Raw genomic sequence first — 16,701 nt, 5'->3', positions numbered from 1 at the left:
TCCCATGGCCCAGCAATCCCCGCTTTTCCTCGGTCTCGCCCGATCCCCAAAATATCTCGGGCTTCCCGTCGGCTACCTCGTCGTTCTGGCCCTCGGTGTCGTTCTGCCCTTCATCTGGACGAAGTCCTTCGTGTTCTTCCTCGCCGGAGCTCTTGCCTATCCGGTGCTGTGGATCGTCGCGGCCAAGGAGCCGCATGTCTTTGAGGTGATCCGTGTCTCCTATGGTGTTGTCAGGGCGACGAGGAACCGCGCGCGGCACGGAGGCGACAGCTTTGGCGCTTGACGGGTTTCGGTATGCGCTCCCCGGCCGCGCGCTTCTCGCCACAGGCGGCGGACCCGCAACGCTCGAGAGCCACCTGTCCGAGCACCTGCCCTTTGTCGCGTTTCACGAGCGGGACCTCATCGTGCTCCGGGACGGGAGTCTCATGGCGACGCTTGGCCTCCACGGCCTCTCGGCCCTGACGACCCCGGATGGTGATCTCGATGCCCTGAAACGAGCGGTAGCAGCGATCGTCGCGCAGACCGGCAATGCCTTTGGGTTCTACGTCCACCGGATCACCGTGCCGCAGAAGGTCGGGCTTCCCGCCGTCCCGGGCGAGAACTTTGCCGCGGAAATTGATCGGCGCTGGCAGCACCATCTCCGCGAACTCGCCCCCAAAACACCCCGGATATATTTCAGCATCCTGCGGCGTCCCGATATCGGAGCGCGCATCCCGCTTCTCGGCGCTCTCGCAAAACGCGCCTGGGTCAAGGACAAGACGGCCCGCGCACGCCAGTTGAATGAAGTCACCGGCTTCTTCGAAACCGCGCTCTCCGTCGCACACCCGAAGCGTTTGACCCGGGAGGGTGGCGAATGGCTCGGCTTCCTCGGAGCGCTGCTTTCGGGCCAATTCGCGCCGATCGCGGCCCCTTGTTCTCCCCTGCCCCTCGCCCATTGTCTTGGGACCTGTCGGGCGACCTTCGAGACCGACACGATCCGGATCGACTGCGCGACCACTGGCCGGCCCCGCTTGGGGGCGCTCTTCAGCATCAAGTCCTACCCGGCGCTCACAGATGCCATGGTCATGGACGGGCTAGATTTGCCACTGGATATCGTTCTCACCAACTCCTTCACGCCCATCCCGGCGAACATCATGGCCGAGCGCATCCAGCGCATTGTCCGTCAGATGCGGGCCGCCGAAGATGCTGCAGTCTCGCTCCGCGAGCAGCTTCTCGAGGCTGCCGACGATCAGGAGGCAGGCCGGATCGCCTTCGGGGATCATCATTTATCAATCGCCATCTATGCGGAAACGCGCGAGGAGCTTGAACACGCCGCTGCCGAGATCAAGCGGCTTGGCCAGGAAATAATGGCGGTCATCGTCCGAGAGACCATGGCGCTGAAGGCCACTTACTTTGCGCAAGCGCCTGGGAACTTTGCCTACCGCGCGCGCCGGACCCCGATCTCGACGATCAACTTCGCCGATTTCTCCGCGCTGCACGGCAGCGTCACAGGGCGGGATGCGGGCCAGACGCCCTGGGGAACGCCAATGACAATCCTGCCCAGTGTCGGCTCTGCTGCCTACCGGTTCAGCTTCCACGAACCTGGATCGGCGCAAAGCGAACCGACTGTAGGGCATACGCTCGTTCTCGGCCGCACGGGCAGCGGCAAGACCCTGACCACGATGTTTCTGGCAGCCCAGACGCAGCGGGTTGGTGCGCGACTCTTCCTCTTTGACAAGGATCGTGGTTTCGAAATGGCGGTTCGTGCCCTGGGCGGTCGTTACAATGAGATCCGCGCCGGTCTTCCGACCGGCCTCAACCCGCTTCAGACCGAAACCGATGAACGGGGGCAGGCCTGGCTCTCGGATTGGCTCACAACACTCTTGTCGCGAGCCGGCACGCTCTCCGGTGAACAGACACGTCACGTTCAGAGCGCGGTGTCTCAGAACGCCGGCGCGGGGTCGACGCTGCAGCGCTTTGTGTCCTTCCAGACGCTCTTCCATCCGCTGGACGATCAGGGCGAGCTCAGTGCCCGCGTTGCGGAATGGGCACCGGGCGGGCGTTTCGGTTGGGTCTTTGATGAGGCCGAGATCGGCGTAAGCGTCGATTTTTCCGGTGAGATCGTCGCCTTCGACATGACCGAGATCCTCGACATGACCACGGAGCGGACGGCGGTACTGTCCTATATCCTCCGGCGGATCGAGAGACTTGTCGAGGATCGGCGCCCGACCCTCATTGTCCTCGACGAGGCCTGGAAACTTCTCGACGATCCATATTTTGGGATCCGACTTGAGAACTGGCTGGTCACGCTCCGGAAGATGAACGCTGTGGTGGTCATGCTGACCCAATATCCCGGTCAGCTCGCCTCCTCCCGTGTCGGCAAGACTATCGTGGAGACCGTGCCAACGCAGATCCTCTTTCCCAACGACCGCGGCGCCCCGACAGATTACGACCTCTTGAAGGTCAACGACAAGGAAGCGGCGCTGCTCACCCGCACAACAGCAGGCCAACGGATTGCGCTCGTGCGGTCGGCTGGGGACAGCGTCTTCGTCGATGCCGACCTCTCCGCCCTGGGGCCCCTTCTGCGGGTCTTGGGGGGCGGTGCCACGGGCGAGGCCTGTTTTTCACCGGACTGGCGCGCTGACCCGGAGTTCTGGAGGGCGGCATGCGATTGACCCTCGCCGGTCTTCTTCTGATCCTCGCCGCCTGCGAGAAATACACCGAGGCCACCTCGCCATGTTTCGGCGCAGATGGCGCGCCTGTGGTCGGGCGCAGTGCCATTGCGCTGCTGACCTTCGCGGCGGAGGAATACAGCCGCAAAGACTGCGTTTTCGAACCGATCGAACCGGGTCGATGAAGAGCGCGCCTCTCATCCTGTTTGCGGCGCTGGCCGTTGGCTCTCCGGCACTCGCGCAGGGTGTGCCGACACGGGACAGCAGCGGGATTGGTCATCTCACCACCCTGCTCCTGCATCTTGGCGACGATCGGGAGGTGCAGGAGGCGCAGCGAAGGACGGCCACTTCGCTGATTGCCATCGAGACCGAGCAGCTCCGGACGCTTACGGCCATGTCCGCTGCCCTGACCGGTCCCGGTTTTGACGTCCGGACGTTCGAGGAGCACTCGGATGCCCCTGCAGATGTGGTCTACCCCGCCACCGACAATCACCCAATGGACAGCCGCCTCTTTGGTGAGGCGCGCGAGACAATCGAGATGATGATCGTCCGCGTAGCCGGCGAATACGCAAACGCGTCAGGTGTCCGCCGCGCCGGCCTCTCCGCAACTCAGTGGCGGTGCCTCTACCAGGCCCTCATCAAGCAGGAGAGCCGGTTCAGCGTCACCGCCGAAAGCCCGGTCGGCGCCTATGGTCTCACCCAGCTCATGCCTGGCACGGCATCGGACATGGGGGTCGATCGCTACGACGTGATGGACAATCTGCGCGGCGGGGCGCGCTACATCACGACTCAGCTTGAGACCTTTGGGACCATCCCGCACGCGCTTGCCGCTTATAATGCAGGGCCTGGACGGGTCATGGAATACGGAGGCGTGCCCCCTTTCGCCGAGACCCAAGGTTACGTGCGCAACATCACCCGCTACTACAGCGAGTATCTTGCTGTCGTGGGCGGGGCCGACGCACTTGGCACGCTGTCACCGGAAGACATGGCGCTCGCCGAATACAGCTCGATATCCCACGCCTCGCTCCACTATGCCGCGGACAGCCACGCGCTCACGGCTCAGGTGATCTCACGGCTGACCGCCATCATTCGCCGGATCGACAAGACGCCGGATGCAAAACGCGCCTTTGAGCACAACACCTATGCCCGCGCCGAGCTCGGCCGCATTCTGGCATCGCGGCTGCGCCTCATGGCGGCCAGCCGCAAGCACAAGGCCGCGCATGGCCAGCACCTGGTCGCCGACCGGCTAACGGAGCGGGACTTCATGCGCATGGAGGTGGGTCGGTGAGACGCTGGCTCTTTCTCTCATGTATGTTTGGCGGCCTCTCCGGCGCCCCGGCCCTCGCCCAGGGTGTCCCGACCTTCGACAATGCCCAATTGCGGCAACTGGTCCTGCAGCTCGATCACATGGCAGAAGATCTGACCATCCAGCTCGAGCAGCTGGCGACGATGCGCCAGCAATTCGAGACGCAATCGGCCCAGCTTGTGAACCTTGAGGCCCAGCTCTCCGCCCTTGTGGAGGGCAACGAACTAGGCGGGCTTTTCGCAAGCGTTGCAGAGTTCCAGCGAGTACGCGGCAAGCTGACAGCGCCGCTCGGCACCGTGGAAGCGCTCGCCGCCGGCGACTTCCTGGGAGGCTTTCGCCCTGAGGCAGATCTCGGCGTTGTGGTTGAACGTGTTCTTTCCGGATCGGGCTTCACCCAGGAGCGCCTCACCTCGCTTTCGGAAAGTGTGCAGCCGGCGGACAAGAGGATCGCCACACAGGTCGGTGCGAGCGCCATGCTCTCGGTGGCGGCCGAGACCAGTCACGTTGAGGCGGGAGAGAGCCTCGACCGCCTGGAGACCATGGTCGGGCTCATCGACGACCAGGAGGGCCTCAAGGCGGCGGTCGATCTCAACACCCGTGTCACCGCGGAGCTTGGCATCATCCTCACGCAGATCTGGCGTCTCGAAGCGGCCGCTGGGGTCAACGGGGGTCAGCTCGGGGTCGTCGATGCCGCCACTCTCGCCGAAGAACGCAAGTTCCGCTCAATGGAGGTTCCGAGATGATCCCTGCCCCCGGCATTCTTGTTCCGTCCCTATGCACGCTGATGCTCGCATTCCCATGCGAGGTGCCGGCGCAAAGTTTCGATACGATGGCCCAACCAGTCGAAACTGATGACGAGTGCAAGGCGCCGCGGCCGCCCAAGGACCTCGCTGAGACAGCTTATATCCGGAACGGCTACCGCGCGATCCTGCGTATCATGGCGGCAGAGAAATGGCAGGAGACCAAGGAATGCATATGTTTCCTGACCGATTTCACATGGGCTGAAGTGGTCAAACGCTCCGAGAAATTAGTAACTTCGGATAATCCACGTCTGCCGTTCGATGTGGTTGCCTTGGACGAGCAAGCCGCCAACCTCGAAGGTGCACGCCTCGATGCGTGCTCCATCGAGTAGATGGGCATTATCAGCGATATTCTAGGCCAGGTGGATGAAGCGATCGCCACCGTCTCTCAGGATGGCTTCGTAGCGTCAGCAGGTGCTGTGGGAGATACGCTAACAGCCGGGTCGATCCTGCTACTCATCGTCATCGGCATAAATGTCGTCATGCAGGTTCAACCCATGACCTTTGGAAGTGCCTTTGCCTTTGGACTGAAAATATCACTCATCGGTATATTTGCGCAGAGTTGGGACAGCTTTGAAGTCGTTTATCTGATTGCCACTGACGTCCCAGAAAGCATTGGTGCCTCCATCTTGGCGCTGACGGACTCAGGCAATGAAGCTGGTGTCTACGAAAGCCTCGGCAGCATGGTGAACCGGATCACCGCTTATGGTGACGCGATCGGGGATCGTGCGGGCTGGGTCTTCGGTGCGGTCCTGGGTGCGATCTTCTTTGTTCTATCGGCCCTGTTTGCGGCCGTGACGGCCGGTATCGTTGCCTATGGCCGGATCGTCTTCACGCTGATGATCGTGATTGCACCCTTCATGATCCTGACCTCACTCTTCAAGCCGACCCAGTCGCTCTTCGAGGCCTGGTCCCGGGCCACGATCGGCTACGCGCTCATGCCTGTTGCGGCGGCGGGGGCAGCGGGCATCATTGTTGCGATTGCGGAAACCGTTGGCGAGGCATCGGTCGATCCCGACAGCGTCGAGACCGTCAGCCTGATCCTGCCCTTTCTTGTCATCCTGCTCCTGTCGGCGGGCATCATGTTGGCGGTGCCGTCGATCGCCTCGAACCTCACCGGTGTTGTGGCCCTTGCGTCGAACGCCGTTGGCCTTACAGGGCTCGCGCGACGCGGCGTTGTCAACGCGGGTGAATACGGCATCGGCGGCGCCGGACGCCTTTTGACCGGGCGTACACCTTACGAGCTCCGCCAAGGGGTGAGCCATGCGGCAACACAGGGCAATCAACTCATCCGCCGCTCGCCTGCGGCGCTCCTGGCCGTCACCAAGTCCTTCCGGAGGAGCTAATGAAGCCGGCATTCGATCAGGATGCCTTCGAGGCGGATTTTATCTTCGGGCCGAGGCGGCGCGAGCGTGTTGCCTATGCTGTCGCGGCTGTCGGCGTCACCGTTGGGCTCACGGGTTTCCTGGGTGCCGTCTCGCTTTTCCCTCTCAAATCCATCGAGACCTTCGTGATCCTGGTCGACAAGAACACCGGCGAAATGGATCGTGTGGCCAGGGTCGAGGCGCTGACACTCGACGAGAGCGACGCCATCATCCAAGCCAGTCTCGTGGCCTATGTGGACGACCGCGAAACTTACGATCTGACCGATAGCGAGATCCGCATCAACGCGGTCCTGAAGCGCTCAGATGGCGACGCCGCGCGCACGTTGCGGGATCTCTGGTCCTCGACCAACGCCGATTACCCCATCACCGTCTATGGCAGCGAGGCCAAGATAGACGTCGTCATCCGGTCGGTAAACCAGATCGAGCCTGGGCTCGCCCAGGTGCGCTTCACCCGGACTCTTCGGAAGTCACGTGACACCCGCACAATCACCCGGCCCTATGTCGCCACCCTTGGCTATGAGTTCCGCCCCGACACCCGCCAGCGCCTGCAGGAGGTCTGGGCCAACCCGCTCGGCTTTGTGGTCACCTCCTATCGCGTCGATGCGGAAACCCTGGAGGAGTGAGCGATGCGCCCGTCTCTTCTCGCGATCCCTCTGGCACTCATGCCGGCGATGATCCTTGCCGAAGCGATCCCCCAGGGTGGCCCGAGGGACATTCGCATCCGCTACGCGGCCTATGACGAAGAGCAGGTCTTCGGCATTGAGACAGATCTGCGTCATTCGACGACGATCCAATTCGGACGGGGCGAGCGCTTTGCGGCGGTGATTGTCGGCGACACCGAGAGCTTTCAGGTCGATCCAATCCCAGAGCTCGGCAACGTACTGACGATAAAGCCGCATATCGAGAACGCCGCGACCAACATGACGGTGATCACCAATCGGCGGACCTATTCCTTCCACCTTCGGGAAGGGGCGATCCCGGGTCCGACTGGAATGTTCTTCGAAGTCCGGTTCCGCTACCCCGAAGACCGGCAATCTGCGCGTCGCGCCGCGAGCCAGCCCAAAGGTTTTGATGCACCGAGACGCCATGCCTACAAGATCGCAGGTGAGGGAGATTTCCGGCCCGTCTCGGTCTACGACGATGGCCGGTTCACCTATTTCACGTTTTCCGAGACCGGCCGCCAGCCGGCGATCTTCAAGGCCGATGCGGGCGGCCGCGAGCGGACGGTCAACTGGACCCAGGAGGGCAATGTGGTCCGGGTCCCGGGGGTCAATGCCTATTGGACGCTTCGGCTCGGCGAAGAGGCGCTCTGCATCTACCGCGACAGCTCCCTGATCTACATGAGCAACTGAGCGATGGCGGAGGATCCAGATCTCCAGAAACGTCTCGAGACCTTTTCGGCCTCGAGACAGCGTCGGCCCGGTCGCGGGATAAACATCACCCTGCTGGCGCTGATGCTCGGGCTTGGCGGTGCTGGTATTGCATATGTCCTGGCTGTGGACTGGCAGGAGGCTCGCGACGCACTCCGCACCTCCGATGTCGAGCCCTTCCAGGACGATCGGCCGGAAACCGGTGGGGGACTCGAATTCCCCGAGGAAGAGGCCGGGGGGCGCATCGAAGACGCCCTGATCGCCATCGAGGACGCTCTTGTTCCTCCGCCTGCCGCGCCGGAGCCTGCGGTGCCGAGCGCGGAAATCCTCGCCGAGCTCCAGCGGTTGCGGGACGCGCTGGCCGCCTCTCAGGCCGAACGGAACGCTCAGATTCAATCCGCGGTCGGTGAGCTTCGGGCGGCATTCGGGGATCAGACCCGATCTCTCGAGGCCGCGGTGGCGGAGCGCGACGAGCGGATTTCGCGGCTTGAGCGCGAGAACGAAACCCGGCTGAATTCGCTCGAGGCCATGCTGGAGGCGGAACGCGCGCAGCGGGAGGCCCTGGAAGCCGAACGCGCCGACGATGCGCTGATCCGCGATCTAGAGCTCCTCGAGGAACGCAGGCGACAGGAAGCCGAGGAACAAAGGCTCGAAGCGGAGCGCCAGGCAACGGAGCTTCTCTCCGCACAGATCCGGTCCCCGGCGGTGGTCTATTCGGCAGGCAGCAGTACCGGGAGCGCGGACGTGGCGTCTGGCGCGGAGGGCGCACGCGCCTCCCCGAGCTTGCCGCTTGAGGCGGATGAAGCCTATCTTCGGCGCGGTGCGCGAGCCTTGGAGATCGACGAGGCCACGCGCATGGAGACCCCCGAACGCACCCTCGCGCAGGGAACCGTGATCCAGGCAGCCCTGCAGACCGCAATCAACAGCGACTTGCCCGGCAACGTTGTCGCGGTTGTGGCCGAGCCGGTCTACGGATTTGCGGGTGATAGGGTCCTTGTCCCGAAGGGGGCGCGGCTTTTCGGTCAGTACCGTTCCGGCATCGACGTGAACCAAAAGCGCATCCTGGTGCTCTGGACCCGTATTCTGACACCGGAGGGTATTTCCATGGAGATTGCGGCTGTGGGGGGTGATCCGCTCGGCCGCTCGGGTCTAACCGGTCTCGTCGACACCAAGTTCGACGAACGCTTTGGCGGCGCAGCGCTGATCTCGATCATCGGTGCGGCTCCCGCCGTGGCCGCCAACTCGGCGGAGGACGAGATCACCGGCGATGTGCTCGCGGAGATCGGATCCGGCCTGGAGGAGGCCACGGGTTCTGTCATCGCCGACCAGGTCTCGATCTCACCGACCATCTATGTCGACCAGGGCGCGATGGTCACCGTGCTGGTCGATCGGGACATCGTCATCTTCTGATGGAGGCGTCGCTACCCTCATCTTATCTCGAGCGCTACCTTGATCCCTTCCGCGACCTGATCACGCGTGACGATATCGTCGAATTTGCGATCAACCCCGATGGCTGTGTCTGGATCGAACGGCAAGGCGCGGCGGTGATGGAAAAGACCGGCCAAAAACTGGACCCGGCCACCGCAACCAATCTTGCAAACACGCTTGTTGGGGATGCCAGGGCCCGGGTGTCGGAACGAGTGCCCCTTGTCTCGGGCAAGATCGAGTATCGCGGCCGCCCGCTCCGGGTGCAGGTTGTTGTGCCCCCCGCTGTCGAATGTGGTGCGGCAATCTCGGTCCGGTTGTTCGGGGTGGAGATGCTGGCGCGCTACAGGCCCCGCTACCTGTTCGGCAAGCCGGTGTCTCTCGATGAGCGCCGACGCGAGATCCTCGTGAAGATTGCCTCTCTTGCCAGGACGGATCTCGATGCAGCGCTGGCGCTGTTGGTCGAGGAGCGCCTGACCCTGCTGATCAGCGGAGGAACATCGTCCGGAAAGACGACCTTTGCCCGGCACCTTCTGAAACACGTTCCGGCGCAGGACCGGCTGATCACGATCGAAGACGCCTTTGAGCTGTTTCCCCCGCAGCCCAATACCGTGTGTCTTCTTGCCGAGCGCATGGCACAATCGCAGCGCTCGGCGAGCGCACTCCTGCAAGCGTCGCTTCGCATGCGACCCGACCGGATCGTCCTCGGCGAAGTCCGGGGACCCGAGGCCCTGGCCTATCTCGAGGCCATCAACACGGGCCATGGCGGATCGGTCACGACCATTCACGCAGAGACGGCTGAACTGGCCATAGACCGGCTGGCCATCATGGTGCTGCAGGCGGGCACCCCGCTCTCCTTCGCCGAAGTCCGGACCTACATCCGAAAATCCGTCGACATGATCGTGCAGCTCGGGCGGGCTGGCGGGCGGCGCGGCGTGACAGAGCTGCTGGTTGTCCGTGAGATCGACGGAAGTTTCGAATAGGCGCCGGGCTCAGAATGGATCTGCGCGCGCGGAGACATGCACCTCCGGGGGATCCCGCAGAGAAGACTGCAGCCTCAACAGGGCAAAAGAGGATCACGCCGCTGTGGCGCGTCCGGGCAAGGGATCAGCCCTGCCCGGACCGGGGTTTCATTCGGCCGGTTCTTGCTCTGCCGCGGCCGCTTCCCCTATCGGGTCGAGCTCCCCGACGAAGTTCAGCATGTCGACCATCGTGAAGTGGCCGGCTTTGGCGGCGGGAAGATGTGGCTTCCAATCAGTGCGCTGCCACATGAACGACGACTTGTCCCCGTGAACCAGGCCCAGAAAGGTTTCCGCGATGATCATCGTGCCGACCGGCCCGAGGCGCTTGCCGTCGTGCTTCACCTGCGCCTCTTTCAGGATGTAGTACCAGAGCGGCGTGTGGTTCTGCAGGCCGACATCCTTGAGAGCTGCCCCGTCTGGCCCGCTCGTCAGCTCGTCGGTGGTGATCTGATCGATCTGAACCTGCTTTGCCATCTCCGCGGCCACCGCCTGCCCCGAGGGGAGCTCGAGGCGCACGCCGCGGGCAAGGTTGCGGAACGGAAGGACGTGCTCGTTTGCCGCTTGGTTTTCTCCCGGCAGCGTGTGAAGGGCTGGCACGACGAAGGCGTCGAGCTTTCTGGAGAGGTTCAGCGAGAAGCCCGGCTCGTCCGGAGATGTGCTGAAGTCGTAGAACCGCCTCCAGTCGATGACCCAGTTCGACGGCAGTCCTTCGAACACCCCCGGCCCGTTTGGGAAGTCGGCGGGATCGGCATCTGCGGCACGGTCTCCGAGGATCGCTCCCGATTTGCCCGTGAAGTGGAACAGGAGAGGAAGTGTCCCGGGTCCGAAGCTTCCTGGCTGCCCGCTGAAGACGGCGTTGTGGTTGTATTCCTCGCGGACCATCGAATGACCGAGCCGGTACGCCGCGGCGCCGAATTCCACCGGGATGTAGGGGGTCGTCTTGAAGCGATAGAACTTGCGACCGTCATGCCGGATCTTGTTGATCAGACCGGGCTCGGTCAGCCGCTCGGCAAAGTCGTAAAGCACGATCCATTGATAATGCCATGTCGCGATCCGGCGGGCCTCCCGGTAGAGTTCTGCCGCGCCCCAATCCGGATGATCGTCTTTCAGAAGGTCGACGATGCGGTTGTGAAACTTCAGAAAGGCGAGGTGCGTCTGGCTGACGAGGAGGTTCTCGTCGTTCCGCTCGTCACCGATGATGGCGCGCCCGAACCGGCTGCGGGGCAGATCGTGATCTCCGGCCGCGATGTTTCCGCCGGGCCCACCCGAAACCTCGGTCTTTCCGATCAGCAGCTTGCCGGTCTGTTTGCCCTTTGCATCGCGGTCATACTGATAGGGCGCAAGCTGCGGGCCCATGCCGTAGACGTTGTCGAGGTCGAGTGCGGGGGTGCGGAAATTCCGAGTGGCGAGCGGATCTGCGCTTTGCTCCGACAATGGGGTCAGGTCGAGCGTGATGTCGTGGTCAACGAACTGCCCCAGATAGGTGAAGCCCGCTGGAATGGCGTCGTTGTCGCCATCCCCTCCCATCGGATTGCTGTCTTTCATGGCCTTGGCAAGCTCCAGCAGCTTGCCATCGTCGACGACGAGTGGATCGAGATCGGGGAACATCCGGCCGAATTTTCCCGGATCACCATGCCCCGCGAGAGCCCGCAGGGATGTTTTGCTCATTTCGCGAGTGCCTTGACCGTGCTTGACTTCAATATCGGTCATGCCGTGCTCCTAATAACGCATGAGAAATTTTGAATTTGATGAAACGAAAACATAAATGCGGAAAACACATTCAGCGCGCACAAAGTATGCTCTTAATTTTGGATTCGCACAATCATTGGTGGCAGCGCCTCGCGTCGGTTCAAGCTAGCGGGGCGGAGTGGCACCGGTAAGTTTTGGCCCTCGTTGGCCGCCCTATCAGGTGACCGGGTTTTGCTCTTGCTACATGCCGGGTGGGGTTCTGACCCCGGTATCGGCGCGAGTGTCTTTGCTCGAGACGCGGGGGGCGTCCCGCCTATGGCGACCGCTGCGAAACCGGCGCTGAAGGCGAACGGTGAAGGCCCGGCAAGCCAGGTGCTTTCCGCTCCCTGGAGAGGATCTGGCGCGCTTGAGTTATTCGCCGGGTCTTCCGATCGGAGTGCACATTTGTCGTGCCGGCGATGGAAAGCCATGATCGGCTCTCCGTCGCCGGTGATGTGAGGCGCCGGGGTGTAGCGGTCGGCATGACGCCCTCACCTCTCCCCCAACAATTCATCGATGAAATCGCCCTGCTCCCGGAACATCTGGTCCCAGGCTGCCGGTACCGGATCTGCCAATCTCATATCCTCGGGGCGGAGAGCATCTCCACTCTCGTCATGGGGCCGCACCTGCATCACGCGGGACTGGCGGTGCCGGATCCGTGCGGCACTTGCCTGATCGGTCTCCGACCAATCTGACCGGTCCTCGCGATCCGGCTCTTCGGTCCAGGGACCCGCTCCCGCCACCTGTGGCGGATACGGATGCTCCCGCCCCGCTTGCCGGTCTGCGAGAGTGGTGAACAGCGGATCCTCGAAATATTTGATCCGCTTTGCCAGGATCGGATGCTGGGGGGAGGCGAGAATGATCACATCGTCAGGATCCATGGTCCGGGCTTCCGTCTCCGAAAGGAGAGGACGTTCCTCCAGGCGCGAGGAGGACGAGGTTGCGCCCAGGATTCCCTTGTTGCGGCCATAGACATGTGTGACCGCCTCGCGCGTGGTGCTTCCGACCGCGGCCGAGACCTCGCGCACGGTGCGCTGGTCCCGCGGCGTGATGTAGAGCTTGAGCCCTGCCCCGTTCTCGAGGCTTTCGCGTCCCTCGGGCCCGTAGATCCGATCGAGCGACGCGAGCGATTGCGCGATCATCGCCACACGCCCGCCATAGGCGGCGAGGGAGTGGATCGCACGCTCGAGATAGGGCATCGCGCCCATCTGCTGGAACTCGTCGATCATCATCATCACCGGCCAGGGCTCGTCCGGCCCCGGCTCCCGCAGGCGCAGGCTGGCGATGAGGTCGGCAAACATGAGCCTGAGAAGCGGCGCGAGCGTTGTGATGTGATCCTCGGAGACGACGATATAAAGCGAATGGGGTTTGGTCCGGAACGCGGCGAAGTCGAAATCGCTCGCTTGCGTCGCCGAGCGCACCGCCGGGTTGTCCCATTGCTTGAGGCCGGCGGTCATCAGCGCCTGGATGTTCGAGGTCAGGAGCCGCGACGAGGCGCTGGCGGCATTGATCCAGAGCGCACGTACGGTCGGCTCGAGCGCTTCTTCGGCATAGGCGCTGTATTGCGCGTTCTTGTAATCGCCCCCTGTGACGATCCGGTTGACCTCTCCGAGGGTCGCTCGTTTCCGCTGGATCGCGAGCAGGCAGGCCGCCACGAAGATCGACTTGCCGGCTTCGGAGAAGGTGTCGAGGGTCTTGTTGTCTTTGTCGAGGAAGAGATCGGCCAGGATCGAGACCTCGGTGAATTGCTGCGCGAAACTCGGAGCCGCCGCGATCCGCGCAAGCGGGTTGTAGCGATGTGTGCTGTTCGCCCAGTCGAAAGGGCTGAAGCGAAAGACCTCGTCGCCGTTCAGCGCGCGGAGACGCGCGGTCTTCTCGAAATTCTCGCCTTTGACGTCGAGCACCACGGTCGAGCCGGCGAAGGAAAGAAGGTTGGGGATCACAAAACCGACCCCCTTCCCCGCGCGGGTTGGAGCGACCATCATCACATGCGGGATATAGCTGGCGGAGATATAGGGAGCCTTCGATTTTGGTCGGCCGAGCTTGCCGCAGACAAAGCCGCGGCCCGGGGCCTCGAGCATGCCGTTTCGTTTCAATTCGGTCTTTGTCTGCCAATGGGCGGCACCGTAGACATCGCTCCGGCCCTGCCGGACCCAGATGAAGGCCATGAGCGCGAGCCCGGCCGCCCCGAAACCGACAGCCCCGAACCCCACCTGGAAGGCGTCGTGATGCGCGGCGCGTGTCTCGCCGCCCGCCCTCCAGAGCACCAGCATGTCGAACTCGGCCGGTGGGGTTCGCAGCGCAAGCGCGAGGTAGAAGCTTGCGACGATGGTGCCGATCACGCCGCCGCAGAGCAGGCCCGCGGAGACCGCGGCCCAGGTCGGCAGGGCCGGGCGCATCAGAGGCCGAACTCCTCGCCGGCATCGCGGGCGCTCTCCCGGCCCCGATGCATCTCGAGACGGGTCTGCCTTGCCAGCGCCTCGGCCTTGTCCTGCTGCAGCGCCGAGGCGCGCTCGCTGAAGACGCGCGAGCCGGTCTCCGCGGAGGTCATCTCAAGGAAGCTCTGGGTGACGATGATCCGGTCGAGCGGGTCCGGCAGCGCCTCCGCCAGGACCTCGTACTGGCCGCGCCGCAGCGCGCCGAGCTCGTCTTCGCCGAGCGTCCGGGCAAGTTCTCCCCGCAGCTCTCGCGTGACCCTCTCCGCCTGAGGAGCGCCAAGGGGCCCGGCGCGGAGCAGGTCCGCCAGCCCCTGCAGGGGGCTGCGAGGGTCGCGGCCCTCGCGATCGGCGAGATCCGATGCTGCGCCCTCCCCGCCAAGACCAAGCGCGCGCGCCCGCGCGAGCAGCCCCTCCATGACCTGGTCGACCGTCTCCAGCGCCGCCGCCTGCTGCGCCTCGCTGGCCCGCGCCAGCGTGAGGCCGTCCCGGGCGAGGATTGCCTCCATGTCCCGGGTCACCCAATCCTGGGCGAGCCCGTAATGTGTCGTGCCGCCCGCCGCGATCCGGGCGGCCATCTCGGCCCCGTCGAGACCAACCTTCTCCATATGGGCCTTGAGCCGGTCGAGCACCGGATCACTCCCGGCATAGGCTGCCGCGAACCGCGCCACCCCCGATCCCGGCGGATAGGGCTCGGTCAGATCGCGCGCGAACCGGGCCCGCAGCTCGGGATCGGGCACCATCTTCGACAGATCCCGGATCACCGGCGCAGCCCGGATCTCGAAGCCGGGCCGCATGTCCGGCCCCAGCTCCTCGGCCTTGAGCCGGAGCGCCTCGATTGTCTTCTCGGCCTGCGCAATGGCATCGCCGACCGTGCGGATCGTCTCCATGTCGATCTCCCCCTCGTCGAGCTGATAGACTGTGCCGGTCCCGAGACTGGCCGCCACGCGCCGCATCGCCTGTGCCAAAGGGCGCTTGTCCATGACCTGCAGCACGTCGGCGAGCGCGCGGTAGCCTTCGGCAAAGCCCGCGACCTGCGCCTGGGCAATCGCCTTTTCCTCGGGGCTCAGCGCGATCTCGCGCGGCAACCGGGCCTCCGCCTTGGCGCGGTAGATCTCCTCGATCCCGGCCGCCCGGGTGAAGATCCCCCGCTCGAGCCGCCGCGTGGCCTCGAGCATCACCCCGTGGCGTTCCGCGATCTCGGCCTGTTTCTCGCGCATCAGCTGCGGCGACATCACACCCTCGGCCCAGCAGGAGAACCAGGTCCCGGCCTCGGTGCCGCGATTGTTGAGCACGATATGCGCATGTTTGTGCGCCCGGTCGTCATGCACCGCGAGCACGTAATCCCAGCGGTCACCATACGCGCCGCTCTCGAAGAAATGCTCCCCCCAGTCGAGCGCGATCTCCCGCGCCTGGGCAACGCTCACCTCTTTGGGGAACGACAGCAGCATGTGGGAGGTGAAGCCGAGCTTTGTTGTGCCCCGCCAGGTCTCGGCCCAGGCCGCGACGATCTCCGCCTTCTGCGCTGTGCTGAGGCTTGCCCCCGTGCGCAGCGGATTGGTCATCGTCGAATAGGTGTAGACCGCCTTGTCGCTGACATAGGCAAGCTGGTGCGACAGGCTCACCCGGGTCTTGCAGCCTCCGGACCGGATCCGCTTGAAGATGGCCGCGCGGCTCTCGCGGCTGGCCGCCTTGAGCATGTCGCGCGCCGAGCCCCGGCTTCCGGTCCCGCCCCCCTGCCGGCGCCCCGCGAGCCGGGCCTCGATCCGGGCCTGCCGCTGCCCGCGGAGACGCTCGTCCTCCCAGAGCCGTCCCATCACGGCCGCGTAGAGCGCGAGCGGTTCAGTCATGGGACCCGCCCTGCCCGTCCGGCGCCCGGGCTGCTGTCTCCCCTGCCCGCCAGCCCTGCCCGCGCCGCGCCCGGGCCGCCGCCTGCATCTCCTGCAGCCGTCGCTTCGTTTCCTCCGCAAGATCGAGCAGCGCCGCGAGCACCTTCCGGTCCCCCTGCTGCAGCACCAGGCGCCCGCGCGCCGCCTCCTTTGCAAGGCGCCGCCCCGCCTCCGCCAGCACCTGGGCGCGGGCCAGCGTCTCCCCGAAGCACCGCAGATCGTCCCGGGCGGCGTCGAGCAGACCGCAGCGCGCCCGCACCAGCGCCTGCAGCGCCTGGCTCCGCGAGGCAAAGCCGCGGGCGCGCCACTCCGCGTCGAAGAGCGCCATCTCCGACCGGGACGCCCGGAAGCTCACCGCCACCGAGGGATCGCGCACCCCCTGCCCCTCACCCCGCTCCTCCCGGGCGAGCCGGGTCACGTGCCGCCGCGAGACGCCATAGGCTGCGGCCAGGACCTTCGGGGTCTCACCCGCATGGTAGCGCCGCGCGAGGGTGATGCGCTCCTCCAAGGTCAGGCGTCTTCCGCGTCCCGTCGGCATCTCGGACCCCTCGGACAAAAGGCGCAGACATTTGGCATATCCTGCCACCGTCCCCTTCTCTTCCCCTTCCGATATACCGCACAACGTCACTACGCACAATTTGTCATATTGCGCAGATCATACTGACGCGGATCTTCGCCGATGCCGGGCGC

At 64.4% G+C, this 16,701-nt stretch carries 15 protein-coding genes; 11 read left to right on the top strand and 4 right to left on the bottom strand.

Annotation, left to right across the window (positions count from 1 at the left end):
* Nucleotides 1-4: 4 nt before the first annotated feature.
* The 11 genes from OCH239_RS16340 to OCH239_RS16290 are packed head-to-tail and all read left to right on the top strand — an operon-like array spanning nucleotide 5 to nucleotide 9,920.
* Nucleotides 5-283 (top strand): VirB3 family type IV secretion system protein, encoded by a 279-nt coding sequence (locus OCH239_RS16340; RefSeq protein ID WP_037264958.1) that lies wholly within the window; start codon nucleotides 5-7, stop codon nucleotides 281-283.
* On the top strand, nucleotides 222-2,654 hold the full coding sequence (locus OCH239_RS16335) for a VirB4 family type IV secretion/conjugal transfer ATPase (RefSeq protein ID WP_157577909.1): 2,433 nt from the start codon (nucleotides 222-224) through the stop codon (nucleotides 2,652-2,654). Before OCH239_RS16340 ends, OCH239_RS16335 begins: the two co-directional genes overlap by 62 nt.
* Entirely contained in the window at nucleotides 2,645-2,836 is a 192-nt protein-coding gene (locus OCH239_RS16330) for a hypothetical protein (protein WP_037264955.1), read from the top strand. The genes OCH239_RS16335 and OCH239_RS16330 overlap by 10 nt, the downstream gene beginning before the upstream one ends.
* A complete protein-coding gene (locus OCH239_RS16325) occupies nucleotides 2,833-3,939 on the top strand; it encodes a lytic transglycosylase domain-containing protein (RefSeq protein ID WP_051489539.1) in 1,107 nt (368 codons plus the stop codon). Before OCH239_RS16330 ends, OCH239_RS16325 begins: the two co-directional genes overlap by 4 nt.
* A 23-nt stretch (nucleotides 3,940-3,962) precedes the next feature.
* Nucleotides 3,963-4,700, top strand: a complete 738-nt coding sequence (locus tag OCH239_RS16320; protein WP_037264953.1) for a type IV secretion system protein — start codon at nucleotides 3,963-3,965, stop codon at nucleotides 4,698-4,700.
* Nucleotides 4,697-5,089, top strand: a complete 393-nt coding sequence (locus OCH239_RS16315; RefSeq protein ID WP_244430370.1) for a hypothetical protein — start codon at nucleotides 4,697-4,699, stop codon at nucleotides 5,087-5,089. The genes OCH239_RS16320 and OCH239_RS16315 overlap by 4 nt, the downstream gene beginning before the upstream one ends.
* A complete protein-coding gene (locus OCH239_RS16310; protein ID WP_037264951.1) occupies nucleotides 5,090-6,103 on the top strand; it encodes a TrbL/VirB6 family protein in 1,014 nt (337 codons plus the stop codon).
* Nucleotides 6,103-6,765 carry a VirB8 family type IV secretion system protein gene (locus OCH239_RS16305; RefSeq protein WP_037264949.1) on the top strand — a complete coding sequence of 221 codons (663 nt, stop codon included), beginning with the start codon at nucleotides 6,103-6,105 and terminating at the stop codon, nucleotides 6,763-6,765. Before OCH239_RS16310 ends, OCH239_RS16305 begins: the two co-directional genes overlap by 1 nt.
* 3 nt (nucleotides 6,766-6,768) lie before the next feature.
* Nucleotides 6,769-7,494: a TrbG/VirB9 family P-type conjugative transfer protein gene (locus OCH239_RS16300; RefSeq protein WP_037264947.1), complete on the top strand. Its 726-nt coding sequence runs from the start codon at nucleotides 6,769-6,771 to the stop codon at nucleotides 7,492-7,494.
* A 3-nt stretch (nucleotides 7,495-7,497) separates the two neighbouring features.
* Nucleotides 7,498-8,922, top strand: coding sequence for a TraB/TrbI/VirB10 family type IV secretion system protein (locus tag OCH239_RS16295; RefSeq protein ID WP_037264944.1), 1,425 nt, complete (start codon nucleotides 7,498-7,500; stop codon nucleotides 8,920-8,922).
* A complete protein-coding gene (locus OCH239_RS16290; RefSeq protein WP_037264942.1) occupies nucleotides 8,922-9,920 on the top strand; it encodes an ATPase, T2SS/T4P/T4SS family in 999 nt (332 codons plus the stop codon). Before OCH239_RS16295 ends, OCH239_RS16290 begins: the two co-directional genes overlap by 1 nt.
* Nucleotides 9,921-10,067: 147 nt before the next feature.
* Here the strand turns inward: OCH239_RS16290 and OCH239_RS16285 are convergent, their stop codons facing one another.
* The 4 genes from OCH239_RS16285 to OCH239_RS16270 all read right to left on the bottom strand — a co-directional run bounded on the left by OCH239_RS16285 (nucleotide 10,068) and on the right by OCH239_RS16270 (nucleotide 16,519).
* On the bottom strand, nucleotides 10,068-11,669 hold the full coding sequence (locus OCH239_RS16285; RefSeq protein WP_037264939.1) for a peroxidase family protein: 1,602 nt from the start codon (nucleotides 11,667-11,669) through the stop codon (nucleotides 10,068-10,070).
* 509 nt (nucleotides 11,670-12,178) lie between these two features.
* Nucleotides 12,179-14,086, bottom strand: a complete 1,908-nt coding sequence (locus OCH239_RS16280; protein WP_037264936.1) for a type IV secretory system conjugative DNA transfer family protein — start codon at nucleotides 14,084-14,086, stop codon at nucleotides 12,179-12,181.
* The gene (locus tag OCH239_RS16275) at nucleotides 14,086-15,972 is read right to left on the bottom strand and encodes a relaxase/mobilization nuclease domain-containing protein (protein ID WP_037264933.1); all 1,887 of its coding nucleotides are present in this window, start codon (nucleotides 15,970-15,972) and stop codon (nucleotides 14,086-14,088) included. The genes OCH239_RS16280 and OCH239_RS16275 overlap by 1 nt, the downstream gene beginning before the upstream one ends.
* Nucleotides 15,965-16,519, bottom strand: coding sequence for a helix-turn-helix domain-containing protein (locus OCH239_RS16270; protein ID WP_157577908.1), 555 nt, complete (start codon nucleotides 16,517-16,519; stop codon nucleotides 15,965-15,967). Before OCH239_RS16270 ends, OCH239_RS16275 begins: the two co-directional genes overlap by 8 nt.
* Nucleotides 16,520-16,701: the final 182 nt, after the last annotated feature.

The sequence above is a fragment of the Roseivivax halodurans JCM 10272 genome (genome assembly GCF_000521785.1).
Classification (GTDB): domain Bacteria; phylum Pseudomonadota; class Alphaproteobacteria; order Rhodobacterales; family Rhodobacteraceae; genus Roseivivax; species Roseivivax halodurans.
The sequence above is the reverse complement of the archived record's forward strand: the minus strand, read 5'-3'. Positions and strand labels throughout refer to the sequence as shown.

What these genes read in the sequence shown, in the direction of transcription:
- OCH239_RS16340 (WP_037264958.1), top strand. Translation starts at nt 5, where the DNA reads ATGGCCCAGCAATCCCCGCTTTTCCTCGGTCTCGCCCGATCCCCAAAA.
- OCH239_RS16335 (WP_157577909.1), top strand. Translation starts at nt 222, where the DNA reads ATGGTGTTGTCAGGGCGACGAGGAACCGCGCGCGGCACGGAGGCGACA.
- OCH239_RS16330 (WP_037264955.1), top strand. Translation starts at nt 2,645, where the DNA reads ATGCGATTGACCCTCGCCGGTCTTCTTCTGATCCTCGCCGCCTGCGAG.
- OCH239_RS16325 (WP_051489539.1), top strand. Translation starts at nt 2,833, where the DNA reads ATGAAGAGCGCGCCTCTCATCCTGTTTGCGGCGCTGGCCGTTGGCTCT.
- OCH239_RS16320 (WP_037264953.1), top strand. Translation starts at nt 3,963, where the DNA reads ATGTTTGGCGGCCTCTCCGGCGCCCCGGCCCTCGCCCAGGGTGTCCCG.
- OCH239_RS16315 (WP_244430370.1), top strand. Translation starts at nt 4,697, where the DNA reads ATGATCCCTGCCCCCGGCATTCTTGTTCCGTCCCTATGCACGCTGATG.
- OCH239_RS16310 (WP_037264951.1), top strand. Translation starts at nt 5,090, where the DNA reads ATGGGCATTATCAGCGATATTCTAGGCCAGGTGGATGAAGCGATCGCC.
- OCH239_RS16305 (WP_037264949.1), top strand. Translation starts at nt 6,103, where the DNA reads ATGAAGCCGGCATTCGATCAGGATGCCTTCGAGGCGGATTTTATCTTC.
- OCH239_RS16300 (WP_037264947.1), top strand. Translation starts at nt 6,769, where the DNA reads ATGCGCCCGTCTCTTCTCGCGATCCCTCTGGCACTCATGCCGGCGATG.
- OCH239_RS16295 (WP_037264944.1), top strand. Translation starts at nt 7,498, where the DNA reads ATGGCGGAGGATCCAGATCTCCAGAAACGTCTCGAGACCTTTTCGGCC.
- OCH239_RS16290 (WP_037264942.1), top strand. Translation starts at nt 8,922, where the DNA reads ATGGAGGCGTCGCTACCCTCATCTTATCTCGAGCGCTACCTTGATCCC.
- OCH239_RS16285 (WP_037264939.1), bottom strand. Translation starts at nt 11,669, where the DNA reads ATGACCGATATTGAAGTCAAGCACGGTCAAGGCACTCGCGAAATGAGC.
- OCH239_RS16280 (WP_037264936.1), bottom strand. Translation starts at nt 14,086, where the DNA reads ATGCGCCCGGCCCTGCCGACCTGGGCCGCGGTCTCCGCGGGCCTGCTC.
- OCH239_RS16275 (WP_037264933.1), bottom strand. Translation starts at nt 15,972, where the DNA reads ATGACTGAACCGCTCGCGCTCTACGCGGCCGTGATGGGACGGCTCTGG.